This window comes from Stenotrophomonas sp. YJH_SMC_37 (assembly GCF_059370035.1).
In genome coordinates this window covers 36,189-63,121 of the sequence record NZ_JCAFTG010000008.1, presented here as the reverse complement: position 1 = coordinate 63,121, position 26,933 = coordinate 36,189, and the positions used below count along the sequence as shown (strand labels likewise).

The window sequence follows — 26,933 nt, the reverse complement described above, 5'->3', positions numbered from 1 at the left end:
CCGGGATATTCCATGAGCCAAGCCCTGCACGTCATCATCCTCGCCGCCGGCGCTGGAAAGCGCATGAAATCCGTGTTGCCCAAGGTGCTGCAGCCGATAGCGGGCCAGCCGATGCTGGCCCACGTGATCGCCGCAGCGCGCGAACTGCAGCCGGCCGCCATCCACGTGGTGTATGGGCACGGCGGGGAAGCCGTCCGCCAGCATTTCGCCGACCAGCCCGACCTGCTGTGGGCCGAACAGGTGCAGCAGCTGGGCACCGGCCATGCGGTGGCGCAGGCGATGCCGGAAGTGCCAGATGCGGCGCAGGTGCTGGTGTTGTACGGCGACGTGCCGCTGATCCGCGCGGACACGTTGCGCCACCTGCTGGCCCAGCCAGGCCGCTTGTCCGTGCTGGTGGCCGAGCTCGATGACCCGACCGGTTACGGCCGCGTGCTGCGCGATGCGGAGGGCAAGGTCGGCTCCATCGTCGAGCAGAAGGACGCCACTGACGACCAGCTGCGCGTGCGCACGATCAATACCGGCATCATCGCCGCCGAGTCGACCGCGCTGCGCCGCTGGCTGTCGCAGCTGTCCAACAGCAACGCCCAGGGCGAGTATTACCTCACTGACGTGTTCGCGTTCGCCGCGAACGAGTACACCCCGGCCGAGATGGCGCTGGTCGCCGATGCGCAGGAGGCCGAGGGGGCAAATGATCCCTGGCAGCTGTCGCAGCTGGAGCGCGCCTGGCAGCGCCGTGCGGTGCGTGCACTGTGCGCACAGGGCGCGCGCGTGCGCGACCCGGCACGCCTGGATATCCGTGGCACCGTCACCGTGGGCAGCGATGTGCTGATCGATGTCGACGTTGTCCTTGAAGGCAACATCGTGCTCGGTGACGGCGTCACCGTAGGCCCGTTCAACAGGCTGAAGGACGTCAACCTGGGGCCAGGCACCGAAGTGCGTGCGCACTGTGATCTGGACGGCGTGGTCACCGAAGGCGCTGCGCAGATTGGCCCGTTCGCACGGCTGCGCCCGGGCACCGTGCTGGCCGATGGCGTGCACGTCGGCAACTTCGTCGAGACCAAGAAGGTCACCCTCGGTGTGGGCAGCAAGGCCAACCACCTCACCTATCTGGGCGACGCGGTGATCGGCAGCAGGGTGAACATCGGTGCCGGCACCATCACCTGCAACTACGATGGCGTGAACAAGTCGACCACCACCATCGGCGACAACGCCTTCATCGGCTCCAACAGCTCGCTGGTGGCACCGATCACCATCGGCGAGGGCGCGACCATCGCTGCCGGGTCGGTCATCACCCGCACCGCGCCGGACGGCAAGCTGACGCTGGCACGTGCACGACAGGAAACCATCGATGGCTGGAAGCGCCCGGTCAAGAAGTCCTGAGCCACGGGTTCCGCGCACCGATGAGCTGGGTGTGCTGCCGGCGATCGAACAACGTGCCGGCGAACTGCTGAGGGGTCACGAGGCCTATCCGGTGTTTGCCAGCCACGGCCTGGACCTGCCGACGCTGCAGGAAGGCCTTGAGCGTGGGCAGCTGTGGGTGGTGGATGGCGCCGCCGGCGGTGTTGCCGGCTACCTGCTGGCCGGCGACCTGGCAGGCGAGTTCCATGTCCTGCAGATGGATGTGGATCCAGCGCACGCGCGTCGTGGCCATGGCCGTGCATTGCTGCGGCATGCCTTGGCGCAGGCCAGGGCCACCGGCTTTGCTACAGCGGTGCTGACCACCTTGAGCGATGTGCCGTGGAATGCAGCCTTCTACGCCAGCGAAGGGTTCGCGGTAGTGCCCGAGGCGCAGTGGAGCGAGGGCCTGCGCGCGGTGATGGCCGAAGAGGCCGCGCTGGGATTTCCAATGCATCTGCGGGTGGCGATGCGGCAGGTCTGGTAGAGGTGCCGACCCTGGTCGGCACATCCACGCATGGCGTGGCTCTACTGACAGACCGAGCCAAGTCGGCAACTCACCCCACCGGCAGCAGGATCGAGACGCACAACCCGCCATCGCCACGATTCTGCAGTGACACACGCCCGCCGTGCGCCTCCACGATCTCGCGGGTCAACGCCAGCCCCAGCCCGGTGCCGTTGCGCTTGGTGGAATAGAACGGCATCAGCGCGTTCTGCAGCACCTGCTCGTTCATGCCCTTGCCACGGTCCAGCACATCCAGGCGCAGCCATTGCGGCAACCGCGTCAGCTGCACCTGCACGTCATCATTGGGCGGATCGGCTTCGGCGCCGGCCTCATGCGCGTTCTTCAACAGGTTCAACAACGCCTGCCCGAACTGCGCGATGTCGATGCGGCTGCTCAGTTCCTCGTCCGGCTCGCGCTCCATGGTGAACGGAATCTGCTGGCGCAGGCTGGACAGGAAGGGGGCCCAGTGCACGGTCTGCAACTGCGGCTGCGGCAGCTTGGCAAAACGCGCATAGCCGCGAATGAAACCTTCCAGATGGCGCGCCCGGTCTTCGATGGTGGTGAAGATCTCCGGCAGCCGATCGAAGCGCTCGCGCTGCACCAGCACGCCGCCGGAGTGTGCCAGCGAAGCGATCGGTGCCAGCGAGTTGTTCAGCTCATGGCTGATCACCCGGATCACCTTCTTCCACGTCTGCACTTCCTGGCGGCGCAGCTCGGCGGTGAGCAGGCGTACCAGCAACAGGTCGTGCGGACGGCCATTGAGGTGGAAAGAACGACGTGAGAGGTGATAGACCTGTTCGTCATCCTCGTCGCTGTCTTCGCCTTCCGCATGCACCGCGAACAGGCTGTCGCCGCCACGGGCGATGGCATCGCGCAGTTCCACCGGCACCTGTTCCAGCACGTCCTCCAGGCGCTGTCCTTCCAGCTTCCAGCCGCCATGCAGCAACTTGCGCGCGGCCAAGTTGGAGAACACCACGCGGGCGATGCCATCGCCGCCGGAGGCGATCAGCAGCATCGCCACCGGCGTGTTCTGCACCATTGTGTCCAGCAGCAGCTCGCGTTGCACCAGGCCCTGCCGCTGTGCACGCAGTACATCACCCAGTTCGCGGTGTGCCTGCACCAGGTCGCCGAGCTCGTCATTGCCGGGCCAGTGCACGCCGAAGTTGTATTCGCCGTCGCGATAGCTGCTGGTGGTGCCCGCCAGGGCCCGCATCAGTGACCGCACGGGGGCGGTGGCACGGCGCAGCGTCCACCACATCAGCGACAGCAGGATCAGTGCCGACACGGTGGTCACAACCCAGCCGTGGTCCATCCAGTACGCCAGCAGCCACGGCAACGCGGCGGCCAGCGCCAGCACCGGCAGCAGGCGCAGGAACAGGCGGAAGGTGAACGAACGCCGCTTCATTCGCGTGGGATGCCGTGCCGGTCCATGCGCCGGTACAGTGCCTGGCGGCTCAGGCCGAGTTCGGCGGCGGCCTGGGCGATGACGCCGTGGTTGCGCGCCAGCACATCCTCGATGCGCGCACGGTCAGGATCATTGCCGGCACTGGCTGCCGGTCGCGGTGCAGGTGCGGCACGCGGCAGGTTCAGGTCGGCCACTTCGATGCGGTTGCCGGTCGCCAGCAGCTCGGCGCGCTGGATCACGTTGCGCAGTTCGCGCACGTTGCCGGGCCAAGGATGCCGTTGCAGGGCCGCGGTGGCGGCGCTGGACAGCGGCTTGCCGGCGGTCAGGAAGCGCTCGGCCAGCGGCACGATGTCGCCCGGGCGTTCGGCCAATGGTGGCAGTACCAGTTCCACCGTATTGAGGCGGTAGTACAGGTCTTCGCGGAAGGTGCCGTCGCGGATCATCGCCGGCAGGTCGGCATTGGTCGCACTGACCACGCGGACTTTGACCTGGCGCTCGCGATTGGAGCCAAGACGCTCGAAGCGGCCGGTTTCCAGCACACGCAGCAGCTTCATCTGCCCGCCCAGCGACAGGTTGCCGATCTCATCCAGGAACAGGGTGCCACCATCGGCGGCCTCGAACTTGCCTTCGCGTGCCTTGTTGGCGCCGGTGTACGCACCGGCCTCGGCACCGAACAGTTCGGCTTCGATCAGTTCCGACGGCAATGCGCCGCAGTTGACCGTGATGAACGGGCCCTTGGCCACCAGCGAGTTGGCCTGGATGATCTGCGCGATCTTCTCCTTGCCAGCGCCGTTGGGACCGGTGATCAGCACCGGCAGTTCGGAGCGCGCGACCTGGCAGGCGAGCGCGATGACGCGCTCGCTGGCCGGATCTGCAAAGACCGCGCCACAGAGCTTGTACTTCTCTTCCAGCGCGTTGCGCTGCCGCAGCTCACGCGCGCGCCGCCGGTCCAGCTCGCGGCGTGCCTCGGACAGCTCGAGCAGGTTGTTCACCGTGGTCAGCAGCTTGCGGTCGTCCCAGGGCTTGGCCAGGTAGTCGGCGGCACCGGCCTTGACCAGGTCCACCGCGCTGCTCAGGTGGGTCCAGGCGGTGAGCAGGATCACCGGCAGGTCCGGGTGGCGCGCGCGGATCTGTGCGAACAGCGCTTCGCCCTCCTCGCCGGAGGTGGTGTCCTCGCTGAAATTCATGTCCTGGATCACCAGATCAACCGGCTGCGACTCGAGCAGGGCCAGCCCTTCGGCCGGGCTCTGCGCCTGCAGGGTGTCGATGTCATGCAGGGAGAACAGCACGTCCAGCGCGGTGCCCACGCTGGCGTTGTCGTCGATGATCAGGATCGAAGGCATCAAGCAGTTCTGCAGAAAGGGATGGGCGGCGCCGATGGAGCCGTGTTCGTATCCATACGCCGGGAGAGCCCGGCGCCACCCATCAAGCATAGCCAAAGCCGTGGCGACGAGGGCGGGCTGGTTTCAGCGCCGCGCGGGTGGCGGCGGTGGCGGCGGTGGCGGAGCGACCAGCGCCAGCCGCCACGAGGTGGCGTCCACCGGGACGGTGAGCTCGCGTTTGTCGCGGCGCAGCAACAGGTACGCAGTCGGGGCACTGGAATGCCGCAGCGCATCGGCAAGATGCTCGATGCGCCGCACAGCCGTATCGTCCAGGCGCAGGATGCGGTCGCCGCTGCGCACGCCGAAGCGGGCTTCCGGACGCGCGGCTTCCACCCGTACCTGGCCCTCGGTCGAGCGCAGCGCCAGGCGGGCATCATCCTGGCGCCATTCCAGCGTCTGCGAGCTGCCACCGCCGGCCAGCGCCGGCAGTGGCAGCAGTGCCATCAACAGCATCCGGCAGGCACGCATCTCACGCGCCCCGCGTGGCAACTGCGGGCGGGACCGCTGCCGCGCGCCGGGCCGGCCCGAACACCGCGACCTGGCCCAGCACCCACAGCAGCAGCGCGCCCAGCGGCAGGTAGTACAGGGGCATGCGTGGCAGCTCGTACAGGTTCATCAGTGCCAGATTGATCGCGTAGGCCGCCAGCATGCCCAGCACGATGCCCAGCGAGGCCAGCAGGAAGTTCTCGGTCTGGAAGTAGCGCAGGATCTGCCCGCGGGTGGCACCGAGTGCGCGGCGAATGCCGATCTGCTTGCTGCGCTGCTGCACCCAGAAGCTGGCCAGGCCGATGATGCCCAGTGCGGTGACCACCAGCAGCGAGACGCTGACGGTGATCAGCAGGCCAACCATCGCGCGGTCGTTCTTGAAGAAGTCCTTGCGCTGGTCTTCATAGGTCAGCTTGTCGCGCATCAGCCGGTTGGGGTCGTTGCGCTCCAGTACAGCAGCCCCCGCATCAAGCACCTCCTGGCGGCGTTCCGGCGAAGTGCGCAGCACATAGGTGCCACCCTCGTCGAAGGTGCGCCGCATGGGCAGCAGCATGGAGTTCGTCCAGTTGTCATTCCAGCCGTTGGGCGTGCTGAGCGTGTCGACGATGCCGACCACGTGCAGCGGCTGCTTGCCCATGTAGTAGGTCTTGCCCAGCGCGCTGCCGTTGGGTTCCATCTTGGCGGCGGTGGCCTGGGTGAGGATGACCGGGATGGCGTTTTCCTTGGCGCCCCCCTTGCTGGCGTCTTCGAAGTTCTGGTACTCGCCGGGCAGGAAATCGCGGCCGGCGATCAAGTTGATGCCCATCGTCGCCAGCCCGTTCTCGGACAGGGTGTACATCGAAGCGTTGGTGGTCGGCCGTTCCTGGTCGATCTCCCGCGAGATGCTGCTGCTGGACGAGCCGTTGCGGAAAGGCACCTGGTTGATGATGGTGACGTTGCTGACGCCGGGAAGCGCACGCAATGACGCCAGGTCCTCACGGGTGCGGGCCATGGCATCGGTCTGCTTGCCGATGCCGCTGACGCGGAGCATCACCAGTTCGTTCTCGGCGATGCCGCTGGGCATGCTGATCTTCTCCACGCGCTGGCTGACCAGGAACAGCGCGTTGCAGACGATGGCGCAGGTCAGTGCGACTTCCAGCACGATCAGGGCAGCGGCAGTCTTGTGCCGGCGCAGCGTGCTGAGGATGGGGCGGATGTCCATGGGAGTCCTCGTTCGGTTGCTTACTGCGACTTGAGCTGGATGGCCGGAGTGACCTGCATGGCGCGCCAGGCAGGCAGGAAACCGGCGGCAAGGCTGGCGAACAGGGTCAGGCCCAGCGCGAGCAGCAGCATGTTGCCGTCCAAGTGGGCCAGCTTTGCGTACTCCACCGGTTGCTGGCGCACCGCGAACAGGCCGAGCAGGGCCAGGCCGATGCCCAGCACGCCCCCGACCACGCCGACCGCGCCGGCTTCCACCAGGCACTGCAGGAAGATCTGGCCACGGCTGGCACCGAGTGCGCGGCGCACGCCGATCTCTCCACTGCGGCGCAGGAACTTGGCCAGCAGCAGGCCCACCGTGTTGACCAGGCAGACACCCAGGAAACCCAGTGCCAGCCACAGCTGCAGGCGCACGTCGCTGGGCACCGCGCCGTTGAAGTCCAGCCATTCCATCACGGTGCGCAGGCGCACGTTCGGCGGGTGCTTGAAGCGGCCGGCCTGGCGCTGCTGGCTCGAATAGTTCTCCAGGTAGCGGCGGTAGTCGGCGGCCTTGGCCGGGTCCATCTCCACCCAGTACTGCAGCCACGCGCAGGGTGCGTTGAGCGAGTAGCTGTTGCCATCGGGATTCTCGCCGAAGCAGTTCATGTTGCCGTTGCTGCCCAGCTTCAGGTCGAACGAGGTGGAGATCGGCAGCAGCAGGTCTTCGTTCTTGCCGTAGCTGCCGGTGGTCAGGTCGTAGAAGTGCGGCTCCGGGCTCCATTCCTTCATCACGCCGACGATGCGGTAACTCTGGCCTTCCATGCGCAGGTCGCGGCCCACGCTGTTGGCGCCCTGGTACAGCTTGTCGTTGAGCGCCTTGGAGATGACCACCACGCGTGCGCGGCCTTCATCGTCCTCGCGCGTCCAGGGGCGGCCGTACTGCATCGGCACCTCGAACATCGGGAAGAAATCGGCGGAGGTCCAGCGGGTGTCGATGCTGAAGGGCTTGAGGGTGCTGTTGTCCGGTTCGATGGTGCCGCCACCGCCGCTCATCAGCGCCTGGCGCTCGCCCTTGGCTTCGCGCAGCAGGGCTTCACCGTCGAAGCGGGTCAACTGGGTTTCCGGTTCCTCGCCCGCGACATAGGCGCCGGTCGCGGCATCGAGCTGCACGTAGAACAGCCGGTCGCTCTTGCCGGGAATCGGGTCACCGGACAGCACATGGAACACGGTCAGGGTGGTCATCGAGGCACCGATGCCGAGGGCGATGGCCACCACCATCAGCGCGGTCAGGACCTTGTTGCGGCGGAAGCTGCGCACCGCCAGTCGGGCGTAGTAGGCGAACATGGCCGGCCCCTCACTCGTTGACGGCGACGATGTGGCGCGGCGGGGTGGCCAGCACCGGTTCGCGCACCAGGTCGGTGACCTGGCCATCGACGATGTGCACGTTGCGCTGCGCACGCGCGGCCAGTTCCGGATCATGGGTGACCATCACGATGGTGGTGCCGGCGGCATTGATCTCCTCCAGCAGTTCCATCACGCCGCGCGCCATCTGCGTATCCAGGTTGCCGGTCGGTTCGTCGGCCAGCAGCAGGCGAGGGCTGCCGGCCAGGGCGCGTGCGATGGCCGCGCGCTGCTGCTGGCCGCCGGACAGCTCATTCGGGTAGTGCTTCATGCGCGAACCCAGGCCGACCTGGGTCAGCGCCTTCTCGATGCGCTCGCGGCGCTCGTTGGCGCTCATCTTCCGATAGCGCAACGGTACGTCGACGTTGTCGAACAGATTCAGATCGGGAATCAGGTTGAAGCCCTGGAAGATGAAGCCGATCTTCTGGTTGCGCAGGCGGCTGCGTGCGTCGTCGCCCAGCGTGCTCACATCCTGCCCGTCCAGCAGGTAGGTACCGCTGGTGAAGGTTTCCAGCAGGCCGGCGATGTTGAGGAACGTGGTCTTGCCGGAACCGGACGGGCCGGTGACGGCGACGAACTCGCCTTCCTTGACCTGCAGTTCCAGCGAGCGCAGAGCGTGGGTCTCCACCTGTTCGGTACGGAAGACCTTGGCGACCGAACGCATTTCGAGCATGTACATGGGGTGTCCTCTCTCCAGGATTCAGGTATCAGGTGTCAGTTGACGGAGACGCGTTCGGCGTCCTTGAACAGGTCGCTGCCGGAGACCACGATGCGGTCGCCTGGCTGCACACCGGACTTGATTTCCACTTCGCCCAGGCTGCTGACGCCCAGTTCCACCGGACGGCGCACGGCGGTGCGGCCATCCATCACGTAGGCCATGCCGTTGCCCTGTTCGACGAACGGGCCGCGCTCGACCTTCAGCACGTCCTTGCGGGTATCGAGCAGCACGCGCACCGACATCCGCTGGCTCTGGCGCAGGCCTTCGGGCTGCGCGCTGGCAAAGCGCACGCGGGCGTTGACCTCGCCGTTGACCACTTCCGGCGATACTGCGCTGATCTCGCCCGGGAACGGCTGGCCGTTGCCACCGGTCAGCTGGGCCGGCATGCCGATCGCCAGGTCGCGGGCGAAGCTCTCCGGCACCTTGATCTCGACCTCGAACTTGGACAGGTCGACTACGCCCAGCACCGGCGCGTTGGCGGCCAGGTTGGTGGACTGCACGGCCTGCACCTGGCCAACCTGGCCATCGAAGGGCGCGCGCAGCGTCAGCGCATCGACCTGGCGCTGCACTTCGGCCACCACCGCTTTCTGGCGGTCGGCCAGCAGGCGCTTGTTGCGGGCATCCAGGTCGGCGCCCTGGCTCTGCAGGCGCGCATCGGTGGTGGCGTTGGCCAGGGCGATGTCGGCTTTCTTCAGCGAATCCTTGGCCTTGGCCAGGTCGATCTGCGGTACCGCGCCGCCGTCGTAGCCGCGCTGGTAGCGCTGCAGGTCACGGTCGGCGGCCTGACGCTCGATGGTGGCCTGGTCGGTTTCCTTGCGGGACTTGGCGCGGGCCAGGGTCGCGTCCAGCGCGGCGCGGCTGGCCTCGGCTTCCAGCCCGGCCAGCGTTGCCTGTTCCTGGGCCAGCTTGCTGCGCAGTTCCGGGCTGTCGATGATCGCCAGCTCCTGGCCCTTCTTGACCACGTCACCGGCGACCACCTTCAGGTCCACGGTACCGGCCGAGATGGCATACAGGATCGGGCTGTTGGCGGCGATCACGCGGCCGTCGGCGGCGATGTCGCGCACCAGGTCGCCGCGCTTCACTTCGGCGATGCGCACGCGGCTGCTGTCGAAGGAGCGGCTGGCATTGGACCAGGCATGTACCGCCCAGCCGGTGCCCGCCAGCAGCGCGATGGCACCCAGCGCCGGCCAGCGATAGCGGTGCCAGGCCACGCGGGAGGTGCCGGCCGGGGCGGTGGAAACGATCTGGTCCTGTGCGGAGGTGTCGCGGATCATCGGATGCGTGCCTGACGGTGGTAACCAGTACCAAGCAGGTTGCGTGCCAACCTTATTTCCTTTTGGTTCAATAGGTTGGATGAGGAGGCGAAGTGTCCGGGTGTCCGCGGACACCTTTCCGGACACTTTCATTAAGCGGACAGGAGGGCGACGCCGGACGCGCGGGCTAGAATGCGCCGATCGTCTTCAAGGAAACGCGTGACATGTGTGGAATCGTGGGTGCGATCGCTGATCGCGACGTGGTGCCGGTACTGATCGAGGGGCTGAAGCGTCTTGAATACCGTGGTTACGATTCCTCGGGTATTGCGGTAGTCGACCAGGATGAGCGCCGCGATGTACGCCGCGTGCGTCGTACCGGTCGTGTGTTGGAAATGGCCACCGCGGCCGAGGCAGAGGGCTTCAATGCGGTGCTGGGCATCGGCCACACCCGCTGGGCCACCCACGGTGGTGTCACCGAGGCCAACGCGCATCCGCATATCAGCCATGGCGTGGCGCTGGTGCACAACGGCATCATCGAGAACCATGAGGAGCAGCGCGAGAAGCTGCGTGCGCTGGGCTACACCTTCGAGTCGCAGACCGATACCGAAGTCATCGCCCACCTCATCCACCACCACCTGAAGGACGGCGATGACCTGCTGGTGGCGCTGCAGCACACGGTGAAAGAGCTGACCGGTGCCTATGCGCTGGCCGTGGTCAGCCGCGCCGAGCCGGAGCGCTTCGTCTGCGCGCGCATGGGCTGCCCGCTGCTGATCGGCCTGGGCGAGGGCGAGAATTTCGTCGCCTCCGACGTCTCGGCGGTGATCTCGGCCACCCGCAAGGTGATCTTCCTGGAAGAGGGCGACACCGCCGAGATCCGTCGCGATGGCGTGCGCATCTTTGACGAGCATGACCAGCCGGTCGAGCGCGACGTGCATCTGTCCGATGTGTCGCTGGCCTCGCTGGAGCTGGGTCCGTACCGCCATTTCATGCAGAAGGAAATCCACGAACAGCCGCGTGCGCTGGGCGACACCATCGAAGCGGCGATCGACGCCGGTGGCTTCCCGGCCGAGCTGTTCGGCAAGAACGCCGAGGCGGTGCTGTCGGGCATCGAGGGCGTGCAGATCATTGCCTGCGGCACCAGCTACTACGCAGGCCTGACCGCGCGCTACTGGATCGAGGCCATCGCCGGCCTGCCGTGCAGCGTGGAGATTGCCAGCGAGTACCGCTACCGCGCCGCTTATGCGAACCCGAAGCATCTGGTCGTGACCATTTCCCAGTCCGGCGAAACGCTGGATACGATGGAGGCACTGAAGTACGCCAAGGCGCTTGGCCACAAGCACACGCTGTCGATCTGCAACGTGCCGGAAAGCGCGATTCCGCGCGCCAGCGAGCTGGTCTGCTACACCCGTGCCGGCGCCGAGATCGGCGTGGCTTCGACCAAGGCCTTCACCACCCAGCTGGCCGCGCTGTTCCAGTTGACCGTGGTGCTGGGCAAGCTGCATGGCCGCATCGACGCGGCGCAGGAAGCGGATTACCTGGAGCAGCTGCGCTTCCTGCCGGGCAGCGTGCAGCACGCGCTGAACCTGGAACCGCAGATCGCGGCGTGGGCCGAACGCTTTGCGCGCAAGTCCAATGCGCTGTTCCTGGGCCGTGGCCTGCATTACCCGATCGCGCTGGAGGGCGCGCTCAAGCTCAAGGAGATTTCCTACATCCACGCCGAGGCCTACCCGGCAGGTGAGCTGAAGCATGGTCCGCTGGCGCTGGTGGACGAGGATATGCCGGTGGTGGTGATCGCCCCCAACGACAGCCTGCTGGAAAAGGTGAAGTCGAACATGCAGGAAGTGCGCGCGCGTGGCGGCGAGCTGTTCGTGTTCGCCGACCAGGACAGCAACTTCAACGCGTCCGAAGGCGTGCACGTGATTCGCACCCCGCGCCACGCCGGCGTGCTCAGCCCGATCGTGCACACCATCCCGGTGCAGCTGCTGGCCTACCACACCGCGCTGGCACGCGGCACCGACGTGGACAAGCCGCGCAACCTGGCCAAGAGCGTGACGGTGGAGTAAGGCAGTCCCGGAGCTGTGGGATGCTGCATGCGAAAGGGGCCTGCGAGGCCCCTTTCGTTTGTGCCGGACGCAGTGCGAAGTGGGACAGCCGCCGGGCATTCTGTCCGTCGTCGGCAGCAGGTAATCATTCTTTAATGCGCGAAGCCGCCTGTATTCAGCGGCGGTTTCAGCCGCGGTGCCATTCTCTGGATCGTCAGTTGGTTCCCACGACGAACTGTCCTATCGATGCCGGTAGTGACCGAGGGTCGCAGTCGTAGAATCGATCTGGCCGAGGTTCGGGTTGAGCGATTGAACCCACCTCGTTCGCGTTGCAGCACGTCGTCTGCCGATGCCTCCCATGCGGCAGACGGGTGCGCCAGACGTGCGCTGAAAGGTCTGTTCCCGGGGAGGGGGCGTATCGGAAGAGCACACTTTTTTGACTTCAGTGACCTGCACCAGGAAACAAGAATGAACGTCCGCGAACTCCTGCAATCCAAGAAAGAAGCTGTCATCACCATCGATGCCGAAGACACCATCGGTGCCGCCGCCCACAAGATGAGCGCGAACAGGATCGCTGCGCTGGTGGTGATGAAGGACGATGCCCCGGTCGGCATCATCTCCGAGAAGGACATCGTGCGCACCCTGGCCGACGATGGCCCGCAGGCCGGCCGCCGGGTGATTTCCAGCCTGCCGTCCACGGGCCTGGAGGGCATTGCGCCGGACGCCACGCTGAAGCAGGCCATGTCGCTGATGACGTACTCGCGTCGCCGTCACCTGATGGTGACCGACGGCAACCAGCTGGTCGGCATCCTCAGCCTGGGCGATATCGTGAAGAACCTGCTGGGCGAGCTGGAACTGGAAAAGGCCGTGCTGCAGGACATCTACATGGCCGCCCACTGAGGGCTGCAGCGCTGGAAACAGAGAAGCCGGGCGTTGCCCGGCTTCTTCGTTCACGGCGTCGGTGAAGTCAGAACGTCACCTTCACCGAGTCGGCACTGTAGTTCGCCGGGCCGTGGTAGACCACTTCGATGTTGTTGCCATCGGGGTCGAGCACGAAGGCGCCGTAGTAGCCCGGGTGGTAGGGGCGCTCGCCCGGTGCGCCGTTGTCTGTGCCACCGGCGGCGATGGCAGCGGTGTGGAAGGCATCGACCGTGGCGCTGTCGCGGGCCTGGAAGGCTAGATGATGGCGGCCGGTCAGCTGGCCGGCGGCGGCACGGCTGCTGGCGCTGGAAATGAACAGCTCGTCGGCCCAGAAGAAGTCCGGCCCTTCGCCGCCGAGTGGGATGCCGATCGTATCGAACACTGCCTGGTAGAAGCGGCGGCTGGCGGCCAGGTCGCGCACCACCAGCTGGATGTGGTCGATCAGGCGGCCACGGTGCAGTTCCATCGTTTCCATACGAACCTCTTCAAAAAGGGGACGGAGTCGGTAGCGCCGGGCCGTGCCCGGCGAGCGCGCAGCGCGGCCTGCTCAAGGCCGCCGGGCATGGCCCGGCGCTACCGGAATTGTGCCCCTTTCCGGGTCAGACGTTGGCGATGATCTCGACCCAGTAGCCGTCCGGGTCCTTGATGAAGGCCAGGTTCTTCATGCGACCGTCGGTCAGCCGCTTCTGGAAGGTTACCCCGAGGTCCTCGAAGCGCTGGCAGGCCGCCTCGATGTCCGGCACCGACACGCAGATGTGGCCGAAGCCGCGCGGGTCGCTGTTGCCGTCGTGGTAGACCGCGCCGTCCTGGGTTTCGGTGCCGTGGTTGTGGGTCAGTTCCAGCACGCCCGGCAGGCCGGCCATCCACACGCGGCGCTGGCTGTCGTCTTCCGGTACCACCACGCCGGCCGGGAGGTAGGCCAGGAAGTACAGGCTGAACTGGGCCTCCGGGAAGTCGCGCTTGTCGATCAGCTGGTAGCCGAGCACGCGGGTGTAGAAGTCCAGCGAGGCGGTGATGTCCTTCACACGCAGCATGGTGTGGTTGAACACGAAGCCGGTGGTTTCGGCCGGGGCCTGGGCGGCGACGCCGGGGACATCGCGCAGGGCGGGAATGGTCATGGGGGGAGGTCCTTCAGACAGGGCCGTTGCCGGCCGGATGGGGGCATTCTACCGGCCAGCACCTGACGGTACCGCGACGTACAATGGCCGGATCGCACCGTTCCGTCCTGACAACGATTGCCCGCCATGTCGCAGCGTGAATGGGTGGCCGCCGCCATCCGCAAGATTGAAGCCGATTTCAACCGCTCCGCCGATACCCACCTGATCCCGCTGGCGCTGCCCGGGTTCGAGGGCATCGATGTGTACCTGAAGGATGAGTCGAGCCATCCCACCGGCAGCCTCAAGCACCGGCTGGCGCGCTCGCTGTTCCTGTATGCGCTGGCCAATGGCTGGCTGCGCGAAGGGCGACCGGTGATCGAAGCGTCCAGCGGCTCGACGGCGGTGTCCGAAGCCTATTTCGCGCGCCTGCTCGGCCTGCCGTTCATTGCGGTGATCCCGGCCACCACCTCGCCTGAAAAGATCGCCGCGATCGAGTTCCAAGGCGGCCGCTGCCACCTGGTCGAACGCGCCTGCGACCTCAACTGTGATTCGGAAAAGCTGGCCCGTGAAACCGGTGGCCACTTCATGGACCAGTTCACCTACGCTGAGCGCGCGACCGACTGGCGTGCCAACAACAACATCGCCGAGTCCATCTTCAAGCAGATGGCCGAAGAGCCCAGCCCGGTTCCGGAATGGATCGTGTGCAGCCCCGGCACCGGCGGCACCGCCGCCACCCTGGGCCGCTATGTCAGCTACCGCCGCCACGACACCCGCATCCTGTGCGCGGACCCGGAAGTGTCGGTGTTCTTCGACGGCTACCGGGCCGCCGTGGCCGGTGAACAGGACTGGCGCGACCTGACCTGCAGTGGTGGTTCGCGCGTGGAAGGCATCGGCCGGCCAAGGGTGGAGCCGAGCTTCATCCCGACCAGCGTCGATGCGATGGTCAAGGTACCCGACGCGCTGAGCCTGGCTGCGATGCGCCATGTCAGCCGCCAGCTCGGCCGACGCGTCGGTGGCTCCACCGGCACCAACTTCATCGGCGTGCTGCAGGCGGCGCAGTGGATGCGCGAGGCGGGCCACCAGGGCAGCATCGTCAGCATCCTGTGCGACAGCGGCGAGCGCTATGCGCAGAGCTACTACGATCCGGCGTGGTACGCGCGCCAGGGCATTGATGTCGACGGCGCCGACGCACAGCTGGCCGCTGCGGTGGCCGGGCAGGGACTGCCCGAATTGCCGTGGTGCAGCCTGGAAGCGTTGTAGGACGGCCGACGTTGTCGCCGGGCCATGTCGGCGTCCGCGACGGTGTCTCAGTAACCCGCCGCGGTGAAGGCGTCGAGCACCGCGTCGCGCAGTGCATCGGGCAAGGCCTCGATGTCCATCGCGCGGTCATCCAGGTGCAGGGTGGGATCCAGGATGCTGGCGCGGCCCTGGGCCAATGCCTGCAACCACAGCAGCACGCAGATCACGAACTCGCGCTCATGGCCCAGCTGCAGCTGGCTGGCGCCGCGCTCGACCACTTCGAACGGGTACCACTCCTGGCTTTCATTGAACGTGCCGCCCTGCTGCAGCACCGCCTGCAACTGCTGCAGGTGGCGCGGGGCGTCGTCGCCGGCATCGCACAGCGCGGCGATCCAGGCCAGTTCGGCCGCGCTGGCAGACAGTGCCAGCGACCGCGCCGGTGAGGCGGATGCAACTGCAGCCAGACCTTCCATGTGGGGCCTCGTTCGGTACGTGCCGCTGCGGACTCCCCCGCATCCAGAGCTTCGGGGGGCGCGCGTAAGGCCGATGTGAATGCCGTGCCCCCTTGTCAGCCGCGCCCGGCAGCGCCATATCTGGAGGGCTGCCCGGGTGCCGGGCCCGTATCCTGGAGATCTGCCGTGACCGTTGCCAACCCCCTGCTCGATTTTTCCGGCCTGCCGCGCTTCGAGGCGATCCGCCCCGAGCACGTGGCGCCGGCGCTGGATGTGCTGCTGGCCGAGGCCGAAGCCGCCGTCAGCGCAGCCGAGCAGGTGCAGCCGATGCGTTGGGAGACCTTCGTCGCCCCGCTGGACGATGCCACCGAGCGCCTGTGGCGCGCCTGGGGCCTGGTCGGCCACCTGCAGGGCGTGGTCAACACCCCGGAGCTGCGCGAGGCCTACAACAGCAATCTGCCGCGGGTGACCCGCTTCGCCAGTGCGCTGGGGCAGAACCTGGCGCTTTACCGCCAGTACCAGGCGCTGGCCGCCAGCCCGGAGGCGGCGCATTTCGATGAAGCCCAGCGCAAGGTGCTGGACAACACCCTGCGCGACTTCCGCCTGGGCGGCGCCGAGCTGGCGCCCGAGGCGCAGCAGCGTTTTGCTGCGATCAAGGAAGAACTGTCGGCGCTGTCGGCGAAGTTCTCGCAGAACGTGCTCGACGCTACCGATGCCTGGTCGCTGATCATCGAAGACGAAGCGCGGCTGAAGGGCCTGCCGGAAGACGTGAAGGCCACCGCGCATGCCGCAGCACAGAAGGACGGCAAGGCCGGCTGGAAACTGACCCTGCAGATGCCGTGCTACCTGCCGGTGCAGACCTGGGGCGAGGACCGCGACCTGCGCGAGATCCTGTACCGCGCCAGCGCCCAGCGTGCGTCCGAATTCGGCGATGACGCACTGGACAACAGCGGCAACATCGACCGCATCCTTGCCCTGCGCGCCGAACTGGCTGCGCTGCTCGGCTTCGATTCGTACGGCCATTACTCGGTGGCGACCAAGATGGCGCAGGACCCGGCCGAAGTGCTCGGTTTCCTGCGTGACCTGGCCTCGCGCGCCAAGCCGTTCGCCGCCAGGGACCGCGCCGAACTGGAGCAGTTCGCGCGCGAACAGCTCGGCATCGACAGCCTGCAGGCCTGGGACCTGCCCTTCGCCGCCGACCGCCTGAAGCAGGCGCGTTACAGCTATTCCGAGCAGGAGGTGAAGCAGTATTTCACCGAGCCGAAGGTGCTGGGCGGCCTGTTCTCGGTGATCGAGCAGCTGTACGGCCTGCGCGTGCAGGAGGACAGCGCGCCGGTGTGGCACGAGGATGTGCGCTTCTTCCGCCTGGTCGATGCGCAGGGCGCGCTGGTCGGCCAGTTCTACCTGGACCTGTACGCACGCGAGGGCAAGCGCGGCGGGGCGTGGATGGATGATTGCCGCAACCGTCGCGTGCGCGCCGACGGCAGCGTGCAGACGCCGCTGGTCTACCTGGTGTGCAACTTCGGCCGGGGTGCCAACGGCAAGCCGGCCACCTTCAGCCACAACGAAGTGACCACGCTGTTCCATGAGATGGGCCACGGACTGCACCAGCTGCTGACCCGCATCGGCGAACTGGGCGTGGCCGGCATCAACGGCGTGGAATGGGATGCGGTTGAGCTGCCCAGCCAGTTCATGGAGAACTTCTGCTGGGAATGGGAGCACCTTCAGGCGATGACCGCGCATGTGGACAGTGGCGAGCCGCTGCCACGCGCGCTGTACGAGCGCATGCTGGCTGCACGCAACTTCCATAGCGGCATGGCCACCGTCCGCCAGCTGGAGTTCGGCCTGTTCGACATGCTGCTGCACAGCCAGTTCGAGCCAGCGCAGGACAGCGTGCTGGCGCTGCTCGACCGCGTGCGCGCGGAAGTGGCGGTGAACCACCCGCCGGCCTGGAACCGCTTCCCGCACCAGTTCAGCCACATCTTTGCGGGCGGTTACGCCGCGGGCTACTACAGCTACAAGTGGGCCGAGGTGCTCAGCGCCGACGCCTATGCCGCGTTCGAGGAAGCGCCACAGGCACTGGCGGAAACCGGTGCACGCTTCCGTGATGAGATCCTGTCGCGCGGTGGCAGCCGCCCGGCGGCGGAGAACTTCAGGGCTTTCCGCGGCCGTGCACCGCAGATCGACGCGCTGCTGCGTCACTCGGGCATGGCGTAAGGCGTCGGGTAGGTGCCAACCTTGGTTGGCACTTCACCGCCCTCCACGCATGGCGTGGATCTACCGGAACGCCGGCCAACGGCCGGCACTACCGGTGGTGGGTCATTCGGCGTAGATCATCTTCCGGGTCATGCCGCCGTCGACGATGAAATCCTGGCCGGTGCTGAAGCCGGACAGCGACGACAGCAGGTATACCGCGAGCGCGCCGATGTCCTCGGGGTGGCCGACCCGGCCGACCGGATGCTGTGCGTGGTCGATGGCCGAGTACTCCGGCGCGTGTCGCCGTGAGGGTGCCTGCCACTCGCTGGTGCCGATCCAGCCCGGGCTGATGCTGTTCACCCGCACCGCCGGTCCGGCGCTGATCGCCAGCGCATGGGTGAAGGCCACCAGGCCACCCTTGGCCGCCGCATAGGCCTCGCTGTGCGCTTCGGATTGCCAGGCGCGGGTCGAGGCGATGTTGATGATGGCGCCGGCGGCGCTGGCTGTCAGCGCCGGCAACGCGTGCTTGCTGCACAGGAAAGCGCCGTGCAGCGACGACAGGCGGCGCTGCCATTCATCCCAGTCCATGTCCTGCAGCCGCGAGCCGTGCGCACCGGCGATGCCCGCGTTGTTGACCAGCCCGTCGATGCGACCAAAACGCTGCAGGGCCGTGGCAATGAAGTCGCGCACACTGGCTTCGTCGGTAATGTCCAGGTGCTGGAATGCGGCGTCCTCACCGCGTTGCCACTCGCGCAGGCAGGCCTGGCCGGCTTCCACGTCCAGGTCGCCGATCAACACGCGGCCACCTGCACCGAGCACGCACTGGGCGATGCCACGGCCGATGCCGTTGGCGCCGCCGGTGACCAGCACCACCTTGCCCGACAGTGGCGCGGCCGGCCAAGCGGCAATCGGCGGCACCGTGCTCACGACAGGTCTTCGCCACGCAGGCGGCGATGCCAGCCGTCCACGCCGATACGGTCCAAGGTCTGGATGTTGCGCTCGACGATCACGTCCGGATCAGGGAACGCGTCCACCGCGCGCGCCACGCTGTCTTCGCGCAGCAGGTGCAGGGTGGGGAATGGCGCACGGTTGGTGTAGTTGCTGGCATCGCCCGGCGCCACGCCTTCGAACTGGTAGTCCGGATGGAAGCTGGCCACCTGCAGGATGCCCTGCAGGTCCAGTGCCTCGATCGCCGCATCGGCGTTGTCGAGGAAGTCGTTGTAGTCGAGGAAATCGGTCAGCACCTGCGGATGCACGATCAGCGTGGTATCGATCTGCTCGGCCGGCGTATCGCGCAGCAGGACCAGTTCCTCGGCCAGCTGCTCAACCAGGGCTTCCGTCGTGGTCGCATCGCTGAGCACGATGCGAACCTGGTCCTTCACATACACCGCCTTGGCGAACGGGCACAGGTTCAGGCCGATGACGATGCGCTCCAGCCACAGGCGGGTGGCGGCGATCGGGTCATCGGTGGGCAGGTGGGTGTCGGTCATGGCGGGCACGTCGGCTGGCGGGGCGGACATTGTAGGCAGTGTGCCGCTGCCGCGCTGTTCACTGTGCAGGAACTGGACAGTCGCCATGCTGGAAATTCCCGCCGATTCAAGCCCTTGCGGGCGACCGCTGGATGGCCGATTGCCTGTCGCGGACGGCGGGCGTGGAATGGACGCACGACACAGGAGGACACCCATGACTGCATCTTCCCCGTGGCTGCCGGATGCCCTTTGGGCCGGCGCCTTCTTCGATGGTCATTGGCAGGCGGCCGAGCAACGGCAGCCGGTGATCGAGCCGGCCACCGGCAACACCCTCGGCGAAATCGGCCTGGCCGACCCGGCGCAGGTAGCGCGTTCGGCGGCGGCCGCTGCACAGGCGCAACAGGCGTGGGCGTCAGCGCCTTACGAGCAGCGCGCGGAGGTGCTGCGCAACGCGGCACGCCTGGCCGAGGAACACATCGACACCCTGGTGGAGTGGCTGGTGCGCGAAAGCGGCTCGACACGGCTCAAGGCCGGCTTCGAAGCGAAGGTGACGATCAAGGCGCTGCACGAAGCTGCGGCGCTACCGTCGCGCAGCACCGGCGAGATCCTGCCCTCCGAGCCGGGTTGGCTGAACCTGGCGCGACGCCGGCCGCTGGGCGTGGTCGGCGTCATCTCGCCCTTCAACTTCCCGCTGTACCTGGCCATGCGCGCGGTGGCGCCGGCCATCGCGCTGGGCAATGCAGTGGTGCTCAAGCCGGACCCGCGCACGGCGGTGTGCGGCGGCGCGGTGATCGCACGCCTGTTCGAACAGGCCGGTCTGCCGGCCGGCGTGCTGCACATGCTGCCCGGCGATGGCGCGGCCGGTGCAGCGCTGACCAGCGATCCGCACGTGGCGATGATCCAGTTCACCGGTTCAACCGCCGCTGGACGCAAGGTCGGCGAAGCGGCGGGCAAGCACCTGAAGAAGGTCTCGCTGGAGCTGGGCGGCAAGAACTCGCTGATCATTCTCGACGATGCCGACCTCGACCTGGCGGTGGCCAACACCGCGTGGGGCGTCTACCTGCACCAGGGCCAGATCTGCATGGCGACCGGCCGCGTGCTGGTGCAGCGGAAGATCCATGACGCATTCCTGCAGAAGCTGGTGGCCAAGGCCAATTCGCTGAAGGTGGGGGATCCGGCACGCGAAGAGGTGGCCATCGGCCCGCTGATCAATGCCGGCCAGCGTGACCACGCCGCGCGCGTGGTCGAGCAGGCGCTGCAGGCCGGTGCTTCGCTGGAGGCAGGCGGTACGCACCGCGATCTGTTCTTCGCGCCGACCGTGCTTGGCAACGTCTCTGCCGACAATCCAGCCTTCAACGAAGAGATCTTCGCGCCAGTGGCGGTGGTCGTGCCGTTCGACGATGACGACGATGCCGTGCGCCTGGCCAACGACAGCGAGTACGGGCTGTCGATGGCGATCGTGTCCAGCAACGTCGGCCGCGCGCTGAAGATCGGCGAGCGCCTGCGCACCGGCCTGCTGCACATCAACGACCAGACTGTGAATGACGAGGTGATCAATCCCTTCGGCGGCGTCGGTGCGTCCGGCAACGGCACCAGCATCGGTGGCCCCGCCAACGGGGAAGAGTTCACCCAGTGGCAGTGGTTGACCGTCAAGGGCGAAGCGCCCGCTTACCCGATCTGATCGAAGGAGCCATCACGATGAACGACAAGACCACAACCCACGAGATCACCGCCGTCGTGGTCCGCGGCAAAGAACAGCCCTTCGTCATCGAGCAGGCCCGGCTGCGTGGCCCGCAGGACGACGAGGTATTGGTGAAGGTAGTGGCGACGGGCCTGTGCCACACCGACCTGATCGTGCGCGACCAGTACTACCCGGTGCCGCTGCCGGCAGTGCTCGGCCATGAGGGGGCTGGCATCGTTGAGGCGGTGGGCCCGAACGTGCGCGAACTCAAGGTGGGCGACCATGTGGTGCTGACCTATGGCGCCTGCGGTCACTGCAATCCCTGCCGGGGCGGCCACGGTGCCTACTGCAAGGACTTCTTTGCGCTGAACTTTGGTGGCGACGATGGCCACGGCCATACCGCGATCACCGATGCGCAGGGTCAGCCGCTGCACGACCATTTCTTCGCGCAGTCTTCGTTTGCCACCTTCGCCATCGCGCGCGAGATCAACGCGATCAAGGTACCCGACGATGCGCCGCTGGAACTGCTGGGCCCGCTGGGCTGCGGCATCCAGACCGGTGCCGGTGCGGTGCTCAATTCGCTGCAGGTGCGCTCGGGCAGCAGTTTCGCCAGCTACGGTGCCGGCGCGGTGGGCCTGAGTGCGGTGATGGCGGCGAAGGTGGCCGGTGCCACCACCATCATCGCCATCGACGTAGTGCCCTCGCGGCTGGAGCTCGCGCTGGAACTGGGCGCAACCCACGTGGTGAACAGCCGCGAGACCGACGTGATCGAGGCCGTACGCGCGATCACCGGCGGTGGTGCGGACTTCGCGCTGGAATCGACCGGTCGCCCCGAGGTGCTGTCGGCGGGTATCGAGGCGCTGGGCGGCTTGGGCATGATGGGCGTGGTCGGCGCACCGAAGCTCGGCACCACCGCCAGTTTCGATGTGAACAACCTGCTGCTCGGTGGTCGCAGCATCCGCGGCATCGTGGAAGGCGACAGCGTGCCGCAGGTGTTCATTCCGCAGCTGGTCACGCTGTTCCTGCAGGGCCGCTTCCCGTTCGACAAGCTGGTGAAGTTCTACCCGCTGGAACAGATCAACCAGGCGGCGGAGGACAGTACGAAGGGAATCACGCTCAAGCCGATCCTGCGCATCGCGGCCTGAGCAGAGGGTGGGGTTGCAGGGCTGCGCCCTGCACCCGCCGAAGCAATGACAAACGCCAGAGCACCAGCAGAAGCTGGATTCTTGAGGTTGGCGGAGTGGGTCCGGTTGCGGGGGCCGCTGCAAGTACGTCCATGTAAGCTCGGTCGCGCCATCCATGGCGCTCACGCCCCCGCAACCGGACCCACCCCGCCTGCGACAATTTCCCGCTGCTGTTGGTGGATGCCGACCGTTGGTCGGCACGGGGTCGGATCCGTTTTCCAAAGGGAAACGGCTCTGACCCCGTTTTTGAACCGCTGGCGGAAACATTCCGTTGTCGGAACGTAACGTGGCGTTGCCGCTGGCGGGTGTACGCTGCGTCCATGATGGCCACGACAGTCGGGCAGCAACAACTGATGGCGGCACGTGCCGCTTTCGCCGAGGGCGATGCGCGCTCATTGGGCGTGTTGCCGCTGCCGCTGCAGCAGTCATGGCTGCGTTCGCGCGCGGCCGGCCTGCTGCCCGGGCAGGAGCCGGACTATCGACCGCTGCTGGGTGATGGCCGGCATCTTTCCGATCCCGGCGACCGTCGGCTCGCGCGCTGCGTGCGGCCGGAGCTGGAACAGCTGTGGGCCGCCTTTGGCGGGCGTGGCTGGACGATGTTCTGTGCCAACCGTGAGGGCATGGTGATCGCGCAGCAGGCCCATGGCCTGGAAGATGCACCGCTGCTGCGCCCGATCCAGGTCGGGCGGAGGCTGGGCGAGGGCGAGATCGGCACCACGGCACCGGCAGTCAGCCTGGCCGACGACCTGCCTGCGCTGGTACGGGGCAATGAACACTACCTGCAGCGGTTCGCCCCGGTGTTCTGCCTCAGCGAGCCACTGCACGATCTCGATGGGCAGGTATGCGGGGTGATCGATATCACCGGCCTGGGTGAGCGCGATCCCTCGTTGCTGCAGGGCTACTTCCGGCAGGCCGCGCTGGCCAGCGAGAACCGGTTGTTCCACGCGCTTGCCGACGTGCACCTGCTGGCGCTGCAGCATGATCCGCGCTGGCTGGCGTCGCCATTGCAGGGGCTGCTGGCGGTGCAGGAGGATGGCCAGCTGCGCGCGGCCAACCGTGTTGCGCGGCGCCTGCTGGGCCTGCCGCGTCGGGGACCATTGCCGTTGTTGAACCTGGAAAGCGTGTTTGCCGGCGCCAGTGCCGCGCAGCGGCGGCGCCTGCTGCAACCCGGGGCGCCGCATCGGGTGCGGGTAGGCGAGGGCAGTGCGGTTTACCTGCAGCACCTGCAGGCGCCGCGCAAGGTCGCTGGCCGCAGCGCGCAAAGCCCTCCAGCGGCGACGATGAATGCACCGCTGCTGCGTGATCAGCAGCGTGAAGCGGCGCGCCGTGCGGCGCAGGCGGCGGACGGCAATCTGAGCCTGGCCGCTCGCCAGCTGGGCATCTCGCGCACCACGCTGTACAAGCTGCTGCGCGGTTGACGTTGCAGTCCGCCGGGCATGGCCCGGCGGGCAGATCAATCGCGGAAATTGTTGAACTGCAGCGGCAGCTCGAACTTGCCGGCCTTGAGCACGGAGATGGCGTCCTGCAGGTCATCGCGCTTCTTGCCCTGCACGCGCAGCTTGTCGCCGTTGATCTGGCTTTCGACCTTCAGCTTGGCCTCCTTCAGCGCAGCGGCGATCTTCTTGGCGACCTTCTGCTCGATGCCCTGCTTGACGGTGATCTTCTGCCGGGCCTGGGCCAGGTTGGTCTCGATGTCGCCGAATTCGAGGCTGAGCACATCGATGCCGCGCGCGGCCAGGCGTGCACGCAGGATGTCGTTCATCTGCTTGAGCTGGAACTCGGTCGGGGCGAACTGGTTGATCACATCGCCATCGCGCTCGAACTTGGCATCCACGCCCTTGAAATCGAAGCGGGTGGCCAGTTCGCGGTTGGCCTGGTCGATGGCGTTGGTCAGTTCGTGGGTGTCGACTTCGGACACGACGTCGAAGGAAGGCATGGCGATGCTCCGCAGGATTCAGTGGCAGCCATTCTATCGCGAGGGCCCTATGCCCGCCCTTTATAGCGCCGAGCCCACGCTCGGCTGCTTTGTGAAGAGCAGCCGAGCGTGGGCTCGGCTCTACAGAAAGCGACGACCGGGCGATAATGGGCCATGAACGTGCAACGCTCTCCCTCGCGCGCAGTGGCCTGGATGGTCGCTGCGGTCGCCTGCTTCTCGCTGATGGACGCCGGCATGAAGCAGTTGTCGGCCAGCTATCCCACCCTGGAAGTGACCTTCCTGCGCGGCGCGGCCTCGTTGCCGTTCGTGCTGGTCTGGGTGCTGGCCAGCGCCGGGCCGCGTTCACTGGTGCCGCGCCGCTGGGGGCTGCACCTGCTGCGTGGTGCGCTGGGCATGGCGATGATCGGCTGCTTCGTGTTCGCCCTGCGCGACCTGCCGCTGTCCACTGCCTACACCATCTATTTCGTTGCCCCGCTGCTGATCGCTGCGCTGTCGGTGCCGCTGCTGGGCGAACGGGTCGGGCCGCGGCGCTGGGTGGCCATCGGCATCGGCCTGGTCGGCGTGCTGGTCGTGCTGCGGCCGGGCGTGGACGGCTTCATTTCGGTGCCTGGGCTGATGGTGCTGGCCGCGGCCACCGCCTATGCCGTAGCCGCGATCACGGTCAGCCTGCTGACCCGCACCGATACCTCGCAGTCGATGGTGGTCTGGTTCCTGGTGATCATGGCCATCGGTGCCGGCCTGCTGGCCCTTCCCGGCTGGGTGCCACTGCAACTGGCACATGCGCCGCTGATCGGCGGCATGGGCCTGGCCGGAGCGCTGGGCCAGATCGCCCTGACCAGGGCCTTCCAGCTGGGCGAGGCCTCGATGATCGCGCCGCTGGAGTACAGCGGGCTGGTCTGGGTGATCGGCTGGGACCTGGCGTTCTGGGGCCAGCTGCCCGATGGCTATACCTGGGTGGGGGCGGCGATCATCGTTGCGTCCGGCCTGTACCTGCTGCATCGCGAGCGGGTGAACCGGCAGGAGCCGCCGAAGCCGTTGGACCACCCCTGAGCCGGGGTAGGGCCGGCCGGCGGCCGGCAACCCCTCGCGCCGGAGGGACCGCTGCAGGTGCCGGCCAGCGGCCGGCGCTACCGCGGGCAGCGGCTTAGAACCAAAAGGAATAACATTCTGGCCCATGGCGCGGGCGCGCGACCGCCTGCGCTGGTAGGCTGCACGCCCCCTTCCGTCACCCAGCCGGTGAGCCACGCCCGTGATCGAGTTCCAGCGCCTGCACAAATCCTATGCCGTTGCCGGCCGCGCAGTGAGCGCGCTGCAGCCGCTGGACCTGACCATCGAGGCCGGTGAGGTATTCGGCATCATCGGCCATTCCGGCGCCGGCAAGTCGACGCTGATCCGCATGATCAACCGCTTGGAAGAACCCAGTGGTGGGCGTCTGCTGATCGGTGGCGAGGATGTCACCGCACTGGACGCGGACGGCCTGCGCGCGCTGCGCCGGCGCATCGGCATGATCTTCCAGCACTTCAACCTGCTGTCGTCGCGCACGGTGGCCGGCAACGTCGCCTTCCCGCTGGAGCTGGCCGGCACGCCGAAGGCGGAGATCGACGCACGCGTGGTCGAGCTGCTGCAGACCGTTGGCCTGGAAGCGCATGCGCAGAAGTATCCGGCGCAGCTGTCCGGTGGCCAGAAGCAGCGCGTCGGCATTGCCCGCGCACTTGCAACGCGTCCGCAGATCCTGTTGTGCGACGAGGCCACCAGTGCGCTCGATCCGCAGACCACGGCATCGGTGCTGTCGCTGCTGTCGAAGATCAATCGCGAGCTGGGCCTGACCATCGTGCTGATCACCCACGAGATGGACGTGATCCGCCGCGTCTGCGACCGCGTCGCCGTGCTCGACGCCGGCCAGATGGTCGAGACCGGGCCGGTCACCCGGGTATTCCTGCATCCGCAGCATCCGACCACGCGCCGTTTCGTCAGCGAATCGGAGCACATGGACGAAGGTGCGCTGCATCGCGATTTCGATGCCGTCGGTGGCCGCATCGTGCGGCTGACGTTCCTCGGTGGCGACACCTACGAACCCCTGCTCGGCAGCGTCGCGCGGCAGACCGGGGTCGACTACAACATCCTGTCCGGCCGTATCGACCGGATCAAGGACACCCCGTATGGCCAGCTGGTCGTCGCCCTGGTGGGCGGTGACCAGTCCGCCGCGCAGGCCGCATTCGTGGCCGCCGGCGTGCACGTTGAGGAACTGCGTCGATGATCATCGCTACTGCCGGCGGCTTCTTCCGCCACCTGGATGCGGACAAGTGGATGGATATCGGCAAGGCCACCCTCGAGACGCTGCTGATGATGGCCGGCTCGCTGCCGCTTACCCTGGCCATCGGCCTGCCGATGGGCGTGCTGCTGTACGTGTTCGGCGCGCCGCAGATGAAACGCCGGCCACTGGTCTATGGCGCGCTGGCGATCGTGGTGAACCTGCTGCGTTCGGTACCCTTCATCATCCTGATGGTGGTGTTGATCCCGGTGTCGCTGTGGTTGATGGGCCAGTCGATCGGCGTGCTCGGCACGTTGCCGGCGCTGGTCATCGGTGCGGCGCCGTTCTACGCGCGCCTGGTGGAAACCGCGCTGCGCGAAGTGGACCGCGGCGTGGTCGAGGCCGCGCAGTCGATGGGTGCCACCACCTGGCAACTGGTCACCCGGGTGCTGCTTCCCGAGGCGCGGCCGGGCCTGATTGCCGCCGCCACGGTCACTACCGTTGCTCTGGTTGGCTTCACTGCCATGGGCGGCGCGATCGGTTCCGGCGGCCTGGGCGACCTGGCACTGCGCGAAGGCTACCAGCGCAACCGCACCGACGTGGCCCTGGTTACCGTGGTGGTGCTGCTGATCCTGGTGCAGCTGCTGCAGATGCTCGGCGACCGCCTGGTCGCGCACTACACCCGCAAGTAGCCCGCCTCAGATAGTGCCGGCCGCTGGCCGGCAACGATGCGCTGCTCCCAGG

25 protein-coding genes are annotated in these 26,933 nt (G+C 67.1%); 12 read left to right on the top strand and 13 right to left on the bottom strand.

Features of this window, described 5'->3' with window-relative positions:
• Positions 1–12 precede the first annotated feature (12 nt).
• Positions 13–1,380: a bifunctional UDP-N-acetylglucosamine diphosphorylase/glucosamine-1-phosphate N-acetyltransferase GlmU gene (gene glmU, locus AC5P8J_RS12800; protein ID WP_134735359.1), complete on the top strand. Its 1,368-nt coding sequence runs from the start codon at positions 13–15 to the stop codon at positions 1,378–1,380.
• On the top strand, positions 1,349–1,882 hold the full coding sequence (locus AC5P8J_RS12795; protein WP_134735358.1) for a GNAT family N-acetyltransferase: 534 nt from the start codon (positions 1,349–1,351) through the stop codon (positions 1,880–1,882). Before glmU ends, AC5P8J_RS12795 begins: the two co-directional genes overlap by 32 nt.
• A 70-nt stretch (positions 1,883–1,952) precedes the next feature.
• Here AC5P8J_RS12795 and AC5P8J_RS12790 read toward each other — a convergent pair whose 3' ends face one another.
• The 7 genes from AC5P8J_RS12790 to AC5P8J_RS12760 all read right to left on the bottom strand — a co-directional run bounded on the left by AC5P8J_RS12790 (position 1,953) and on the right by AC5P8J_RS12760 (position 9,742).
• On the bottom strand, positions 1,953–3,305 hold the full coding sequence (locus AC5P8J_RS12790) for a sensor histidine kinase (RefSeq protein ID WP_019660726.1): 1,353 nt from the start codon (positions 3,303–3,305) through the stop codon (positions 1,953–1,955).
• The gene (locus AC5P8J_RS12785; protein WP_483017104.1) at positions 3,302–4,648 is read right to left on the bottom strand and encodes a sigma-54-dependent transcriptional regulator; all 1,347 of its coding nucleotides are present in this window, start codon (positions 4,646–4,648) and stop codon (positions 3,302–3,304) included. The genes AC5P8J_RS12790 and AC5P8J_RS12785 overlap by 4 nt, the downstream gene beginning before the upstream one ends.
• 123 nt (positions 4,649–4,771) lie before the next feature.
• A complete protein-coding gene (locus tag AC5P8J_RS12780) occupies positions 4,772–5,140 on the bottom strand; it encodes a PDZ domain-containing protein (protein ID WP_031270494.1) in 369 nt (122 codons plus the stop codon).
• Between the two features lie 16 nt (positions 5,141–5,156).
• Entirely contained in the window at positions 5,157–6,374 is a 1,218-nt protein-coding gene (locus AC5P8J_RS12775; RefSeq protein ID WP_019660723.1) for an ABC transporter permease, read from the bottom strand.
• A gap of 20 nt (positions 6,375–6,394) precedes the next feature.
• Entirely contained in the window at positions 6,395–7,693 is a 1,299-nt protein-coding gene (locus AC5P8J_RS12770; RefSeq protein WP_005419489.1) for an ABC transporter permease, read from the bottom strand.
• Positions 7,694–7,703: 10 nt separating this feature from the next.
• Positions 7,704–8,429: an ABC transporter ATP-binding protein gene (locus tag AC5P8J_RS12765; RefSeq protein WP_014648484.1), complete on the bottom strand. Its 726-nt coding sequence runs from the start codon at positions 8,427–8,429 to the stop codon at positions 7,704–7,706.
• A 35-nt stretch (positions 8,430–8,464) separates the two neighbouring features.
• Positions 8,465–9,742, bottom strand: coding sequence for an efflux RND transporter periplasmic adaptor subunit (locus AC5P8J_RS12760; RefSeq protein ID WP_495216850.1), 1,278 nt, complete (start codon positions 9,740–9,742; stop codon positions 8,465–8,467).
• A gap of 203 nt (positions 9,743–9,945) precedes the next feature.
• Here AC5P8J_RS12760 and glmS point away from each other — a divergent pair, with 203 nt between their 5' ends.
• Positions 9,946–11,784 carry a glutamine--fructose-6-phosphate transaminase (isomerizing) gene (gene glmS / locus AC5P8J_RS12755; protein WP_111102116.1) on the top strand — a complete coding sequence of 613 codons (1,839 nt, stop codon included), beginning with the start codon at positions 9,946–9,948 and terminating at the stop codon, positions 11,782–11,784.
• Positions 11,785–12,231: 447 nt separating this feature from the next.
• Positions 12,232–12,663 carry a CBS domain-containing protein gene (locus AC5P8J_RS12750; protein ID WP_014648481.1) on the top strand — a complete coding sequence of 144 codons (432 nt, stop codon included), beginning with the start codon at positions 12,232–12,234 and terminating at the stop codon, positions 12,661–12,663.
• Positions 12,664–12,730: 67 nt separating this feature from the next.
• On the opposite strand, the gene AC5P8J_RS12745 is transcribed toward AC5P8J_RS12750, so the two are convergent.
• Entirely contained in the window at positions 12,731–13,159 is a 429-nt protein-coding gene (locus AC5P8J_RS12745; RefSeq protein WP_019660719.1) for a VOC family protein, read from the bottom strand.
• Between the two features lie 124 nt (positions 13,160–13,283).
• Positions 13,284–13,802, bottom strand: coding sequence for a lactoylglutathione lyase (gene gloA / locus AC5P8J_RS12740; RefSeq protein ID WP_111098353.1), 519 nt, complete (start codon positions 13,800–13,802; stop codon positions 13,284–13,286).
• A 126-nt stretch (positions 13,803–13,928) separates the two neighbouring features.
• Between gloA and AC5P8J_RS12735 the strand changes: the two genes are divergently transcribed.
• Positions 13,929–15,041, top strand: a complete 1,113-nt coding sequence (locus tag AC5P8J_RS12735) for a PLP-dependent cysteine synthase family protein (RefSeq protein ID WP_019660717.1) — start codon at positions 13,929–13,931, stop codon at positions 15,039–15,041.
• Positions 15,042–15,088: 47 nt separating this feature from the next.
• On the opposite strand, the gene AC5P8J_RS12730 is transcribed toward AC5P8J_RS12735, so the two are convergent.
• Positions 15,089–15,493 carry a hypothetical protein gene (locus AC5P8J_RS12730; protein WP_005419475.1) on the bottom strand — a complete coding sequence of 135 codons (405 nt, stop codon included), beginning with the start codon at positions 15,491–15,493 and terminating at the stop codon, positions 15,089–15,091.
• A 165-nt stretch (positions 15,494–15,658) separates the two neighbouring features.
• Here AC5P8J_RS12730 and AC5P8J_RS12725 point away from each other — a divergent pair, with 165 nt between their 5' ends.
• Positions 15,659–17,689, top strand: coding sequence for a M3 family metallopeptidase (locus tag AC5P8J_RS12725; protein ID WP_495216849.1), 2,031 nt, complete (start codon positions 15,659–15,661; stop codon positions 17,687–17,689).
• Between the two features lie 102 nt (positions 17,690–17,791).
• On the opposite strand, the gene AC5P8J_RS12720 is transcribed toward AC5P8J_RS12725, so the two are convergent.
• Positions 17,792–18,595: an SDR family oxidoreductase gene (locus AC5P8J_RS12720; protein WP_021203886.1), complete on the bottom strand. Its 804-nt coding sequence runs from the start codon at positions 18,593–18,595 to the stop codon at positions 17,792–17,794.
• Positions 18,592–19,158 carry a DUF1415 domain-containing protein gene (locus AC5P8J_RS12715; protein WP_031270500.1) on the bottom strand — a complete coding sequence of 189 codons (567 nt, stop codon included), beginning with the start codon at positions 19,156–19,158 and terminating at the stop codon, positions 18,592–18,594. The genes AC5P8J_RS12720 and AC5P8J_RS12715 overlap by 4 nt, the downstream gene beginning before the upstream one ends.
• Before the next feature lie 193 nt (positions 19,159–19,351).
• Between AC5P8J_RS12715 and AC5P8J_RS12710 the strand changes: the two genes are divergently transcribed.
• The 3 genes from AC5P8J_RS12710 (at position 19,352) to AC5P8J_RS12700 (ending at position 23,420) form a co-directional block, all read left to right on the top strand.
• Complete coding sequence (locus AC5P8J_RS12710; protein ID WP_021203888.1) at positions 19,352–20,818, top strand: benzaldehyde dehydrogenase; 1,467 nt, start codon at positions 19,352–19,354, stop codon at positions 20,816–20,818.
• 17 nt (positions 20,819–20,835) lie between these two features.
• Positions 20,836–21,963: an NAD(P)-dependent alcohol dehydrogenase gene (locus AC5P8J_RS12705; RefSeq protein WP_495216848.1), complete on the top strand. Its 1,128-nt coding sequence runs from the start codon at positions 20,836–20,838 to the stop codon at positions 21,961–21,963.
• A 362-nt stretch (positions 21,964–22,325) separates the two neighbouring features.
• On the top strand, positions 22,326–23,420 hold the full coding sequence (locus tag AC5P8J_RS12700; protein WP_227852048.1) for a helix-turn-helix domain-containing protein: 1,095 nt from the start codon (positions 22,326–22,328) through the stop codon (positions 23,418–23,420).
• Positions 23,421–23,455: 35 nt separating this feature from the next.
• On the opposite strand, the gene AC5P8J_RS12695 is transcribed toward AC5P8J_RS12700, so the two are convergent.
• Positions 23,456–23,938: a YajQ family cyclic di-GMP-binding protein gene (locus AC5P8J_RS12695; RefSeq protein ID WP_019660713.1), complete on the bottom strand. Its 483-nt coding sequence runs from the start codon at positions 23,936–23,938 to the stop codon at positions 23,456–23,458.
• Positions 23,939–24,091: 153 nt separating this feature from the next.
• On the opposite strand from AC5P8J_RS12695, the gene AC5P8J_RS12690 reads away from it, so the two are divergent.
• The 3 genes from AC5P8J_RS12690 (at position 24,092) to AC5P8J_RS12680 (ending at position 26,881) form a co-directional block, all read left to right on the top strand.
• Positions 24,092–24,988 (top strand): DMT family transporter, encoded by an 897-nt coding sequence (locus AC5P8J_RS12690; RefSeq protein ID WP_019660712.1) that lies wholly within the window; start codon positions 24,092–24,094, stop codon positions 24,986–24,988.
• Between the two features lie 199 nt (positions 24,989–25,187).
• On the top strand, positions 25,188–26,195 hold the full coding sequence (locus AC5P8J_RS12685; protein WP_021203891.1) for a methionine ABC transporter ATP-binding protein: 1,008 nt from the start codon (positions 25,188–25,190) through the stop codon (positions 26,193–26,195).
• Positions 26,192–26,881, top strand: a complete 690-nt coding sequence (locus tag AC5P8J_RS12680; RefSeq protein WP_227852049.1) for a methionine ABC transporter permease — start codon at positions 26,192–26,194, stop codon at positions 26,879–26,881. Before AC5P8J_RS12685 ends, AC5P8J_RS12680 begins: the two co-directional genes overlap by 4 nt.
• Positions 26,882–26,933 lie beyond the last annotated feature (52 nt).

Coding starts and splice junctions, on each gene's coding strand:
- glmU (WP_134735359.1), top strand. CDS start 13: ATGAGCCAAGCCCTGCACGTCATCATCCTCGCCGCCGGCGCTGGAAAG.
- AC5P8J_RS12795 (WP_134735358.1), top strand. CDS start 1,349: ATGGCTGGAAGCGCCCGGTCAAGAAGTCCTGAGCCACGGGTTCCGCGC.
- AC5P8J_RS12790 (WP_019660726.1), bottom strand. CDS start 3,305: ATGAAGCGGCGTTCGTTCACCTTCCGCCTGTTCCTGCGCCTGCTGCCG.
- AC5P8J_RS12785 (WP_483017104.1), bottom strand. CDS start 4,648: ATGCCTTCGATCCTGATCATCGACGACAACGCCAGCGTGGGCACCGCG.
- AC5P8J_RS12780 (WP_031270494.1), bottom strand. CDS start 5,140: ATGCTGTTGATGGCACTGCTGCCACTGCCGGCGCTGGCCGGCGGTGGC.
- AC5P8J_RS12775 (WP_019660723.1), bottom strand. CDS start 6,374: ATGGACATCCGCCCCATCCTCAGCACGCTGCGCCGGCACAAGACTGCC.
- AC5P8J_RS12770 (WP_005419489.1), bottom strand. CDS start 7,693: ATGTTCGCCTACTACGCCCGACTGGCGGTGCGCAGCTTCCGCCGCAAC.
- AC5P8J_RS12765 (WP_014648484.1), bottom strand. CDS start 8,429: ATGTACATGCTCGAAATGCGTTCGGTCGCCAAGGTCTTCCGTACCGAA.
- AC5P8J_RS12760 (WP_495216850.1), bottom strand. CDS start 9,742: ATGATCCGCGACACCTCCGCACAGGACCAGATCGTTTCCACCGCCCCG.
- glmS (WP_111102116.1), top strand. CDS start 9,946: ATGTGTGGAATCGTGGGTGCGATCGCTGATCGCGACGTGGTGCCGGTA.
- AC5P8J_RS12750 (WP_014648481.1), top strand. CDS start 12,232: ATGAACGTCCGCGAACTCCTGCAATCCAAGAAAGAAGCTGTCATCACC.
- AC5P8J_RS12745 (WP_019660719.1), bottom strand. CDS start 13,159: ATGGAAACGATGGAACTGCACCGTGGCCGCCTGATCGACCACATCCAG.
- gloA (WP_111098353.1), bottom strand. CDS start 13,802: ATGACCATTCCCGCCCTGCGCGATGTCCCCGGCGTCGCCGCCCAGGCC.
- AC5P8J_RS12735 (WP_019660717.1), top strand. CDS start 13,929: ATGTCGCAGCGTGAATGGGTGGCCGCCGCCATCCGCAAGATTGAAGCC.
- AC5P8J_RS12730 (WP_005419475.1), bottom strand. CDS start 15,493: ATGGAAGGTCTGGCTGCAGTTGCATCCGCCTCACCGGCGCGGTCGCTG.
- AC5P8J_RS12715 (WP_031270500.1), bottom strand. CDS start 19,158: ATGACCGACACCCACCTGCCCACCGATGACCCGATCGCCGCCACCCGC.
- AC5P8J_RS12710 (WP_021203888.1), top strand. CDS start 19,352: ATGACTGCATCTTCCCCGTGGCTGCCGGATGCCCTTTGGGCCGGCGCC.
- AC5P8J_RS12705 (WP_495216848.1), top strand. CDS start 20,836: ATGAACGACAAGACCACAACCCACGAGATCACCGCCGTCGTGGTCCGC.
- AC5P8J_RS12700 (WP_227852048.1), top strand. CDS start 22,326: ATGGCCACGACAGTCGGGCAGCAACAACTGATGGCGGCACGTGCCGCT.
- AC5P8J_RS12695 (WP_019660713.1), bottom strand. CDS start 23,938: ATGCCTTCCTTCGACGTCGTGTCCGAAGTCGACACCCACGAACTGACC.
- AC5P8J_RS12690 (WP_019660712.1), top strand. CDS start 24,092: ATGAACGTGCAACGCTCTCCCTCGCGCGCAGTGGCCTGGATGGTCGCT.
- AC5P8J_RS12680 (WP_227852049.1), top strand. CDS start 26,192: ATGATCATCGCTACTGCCGGCGGCTTCTTCCGCCACCTGGATGCGGAC.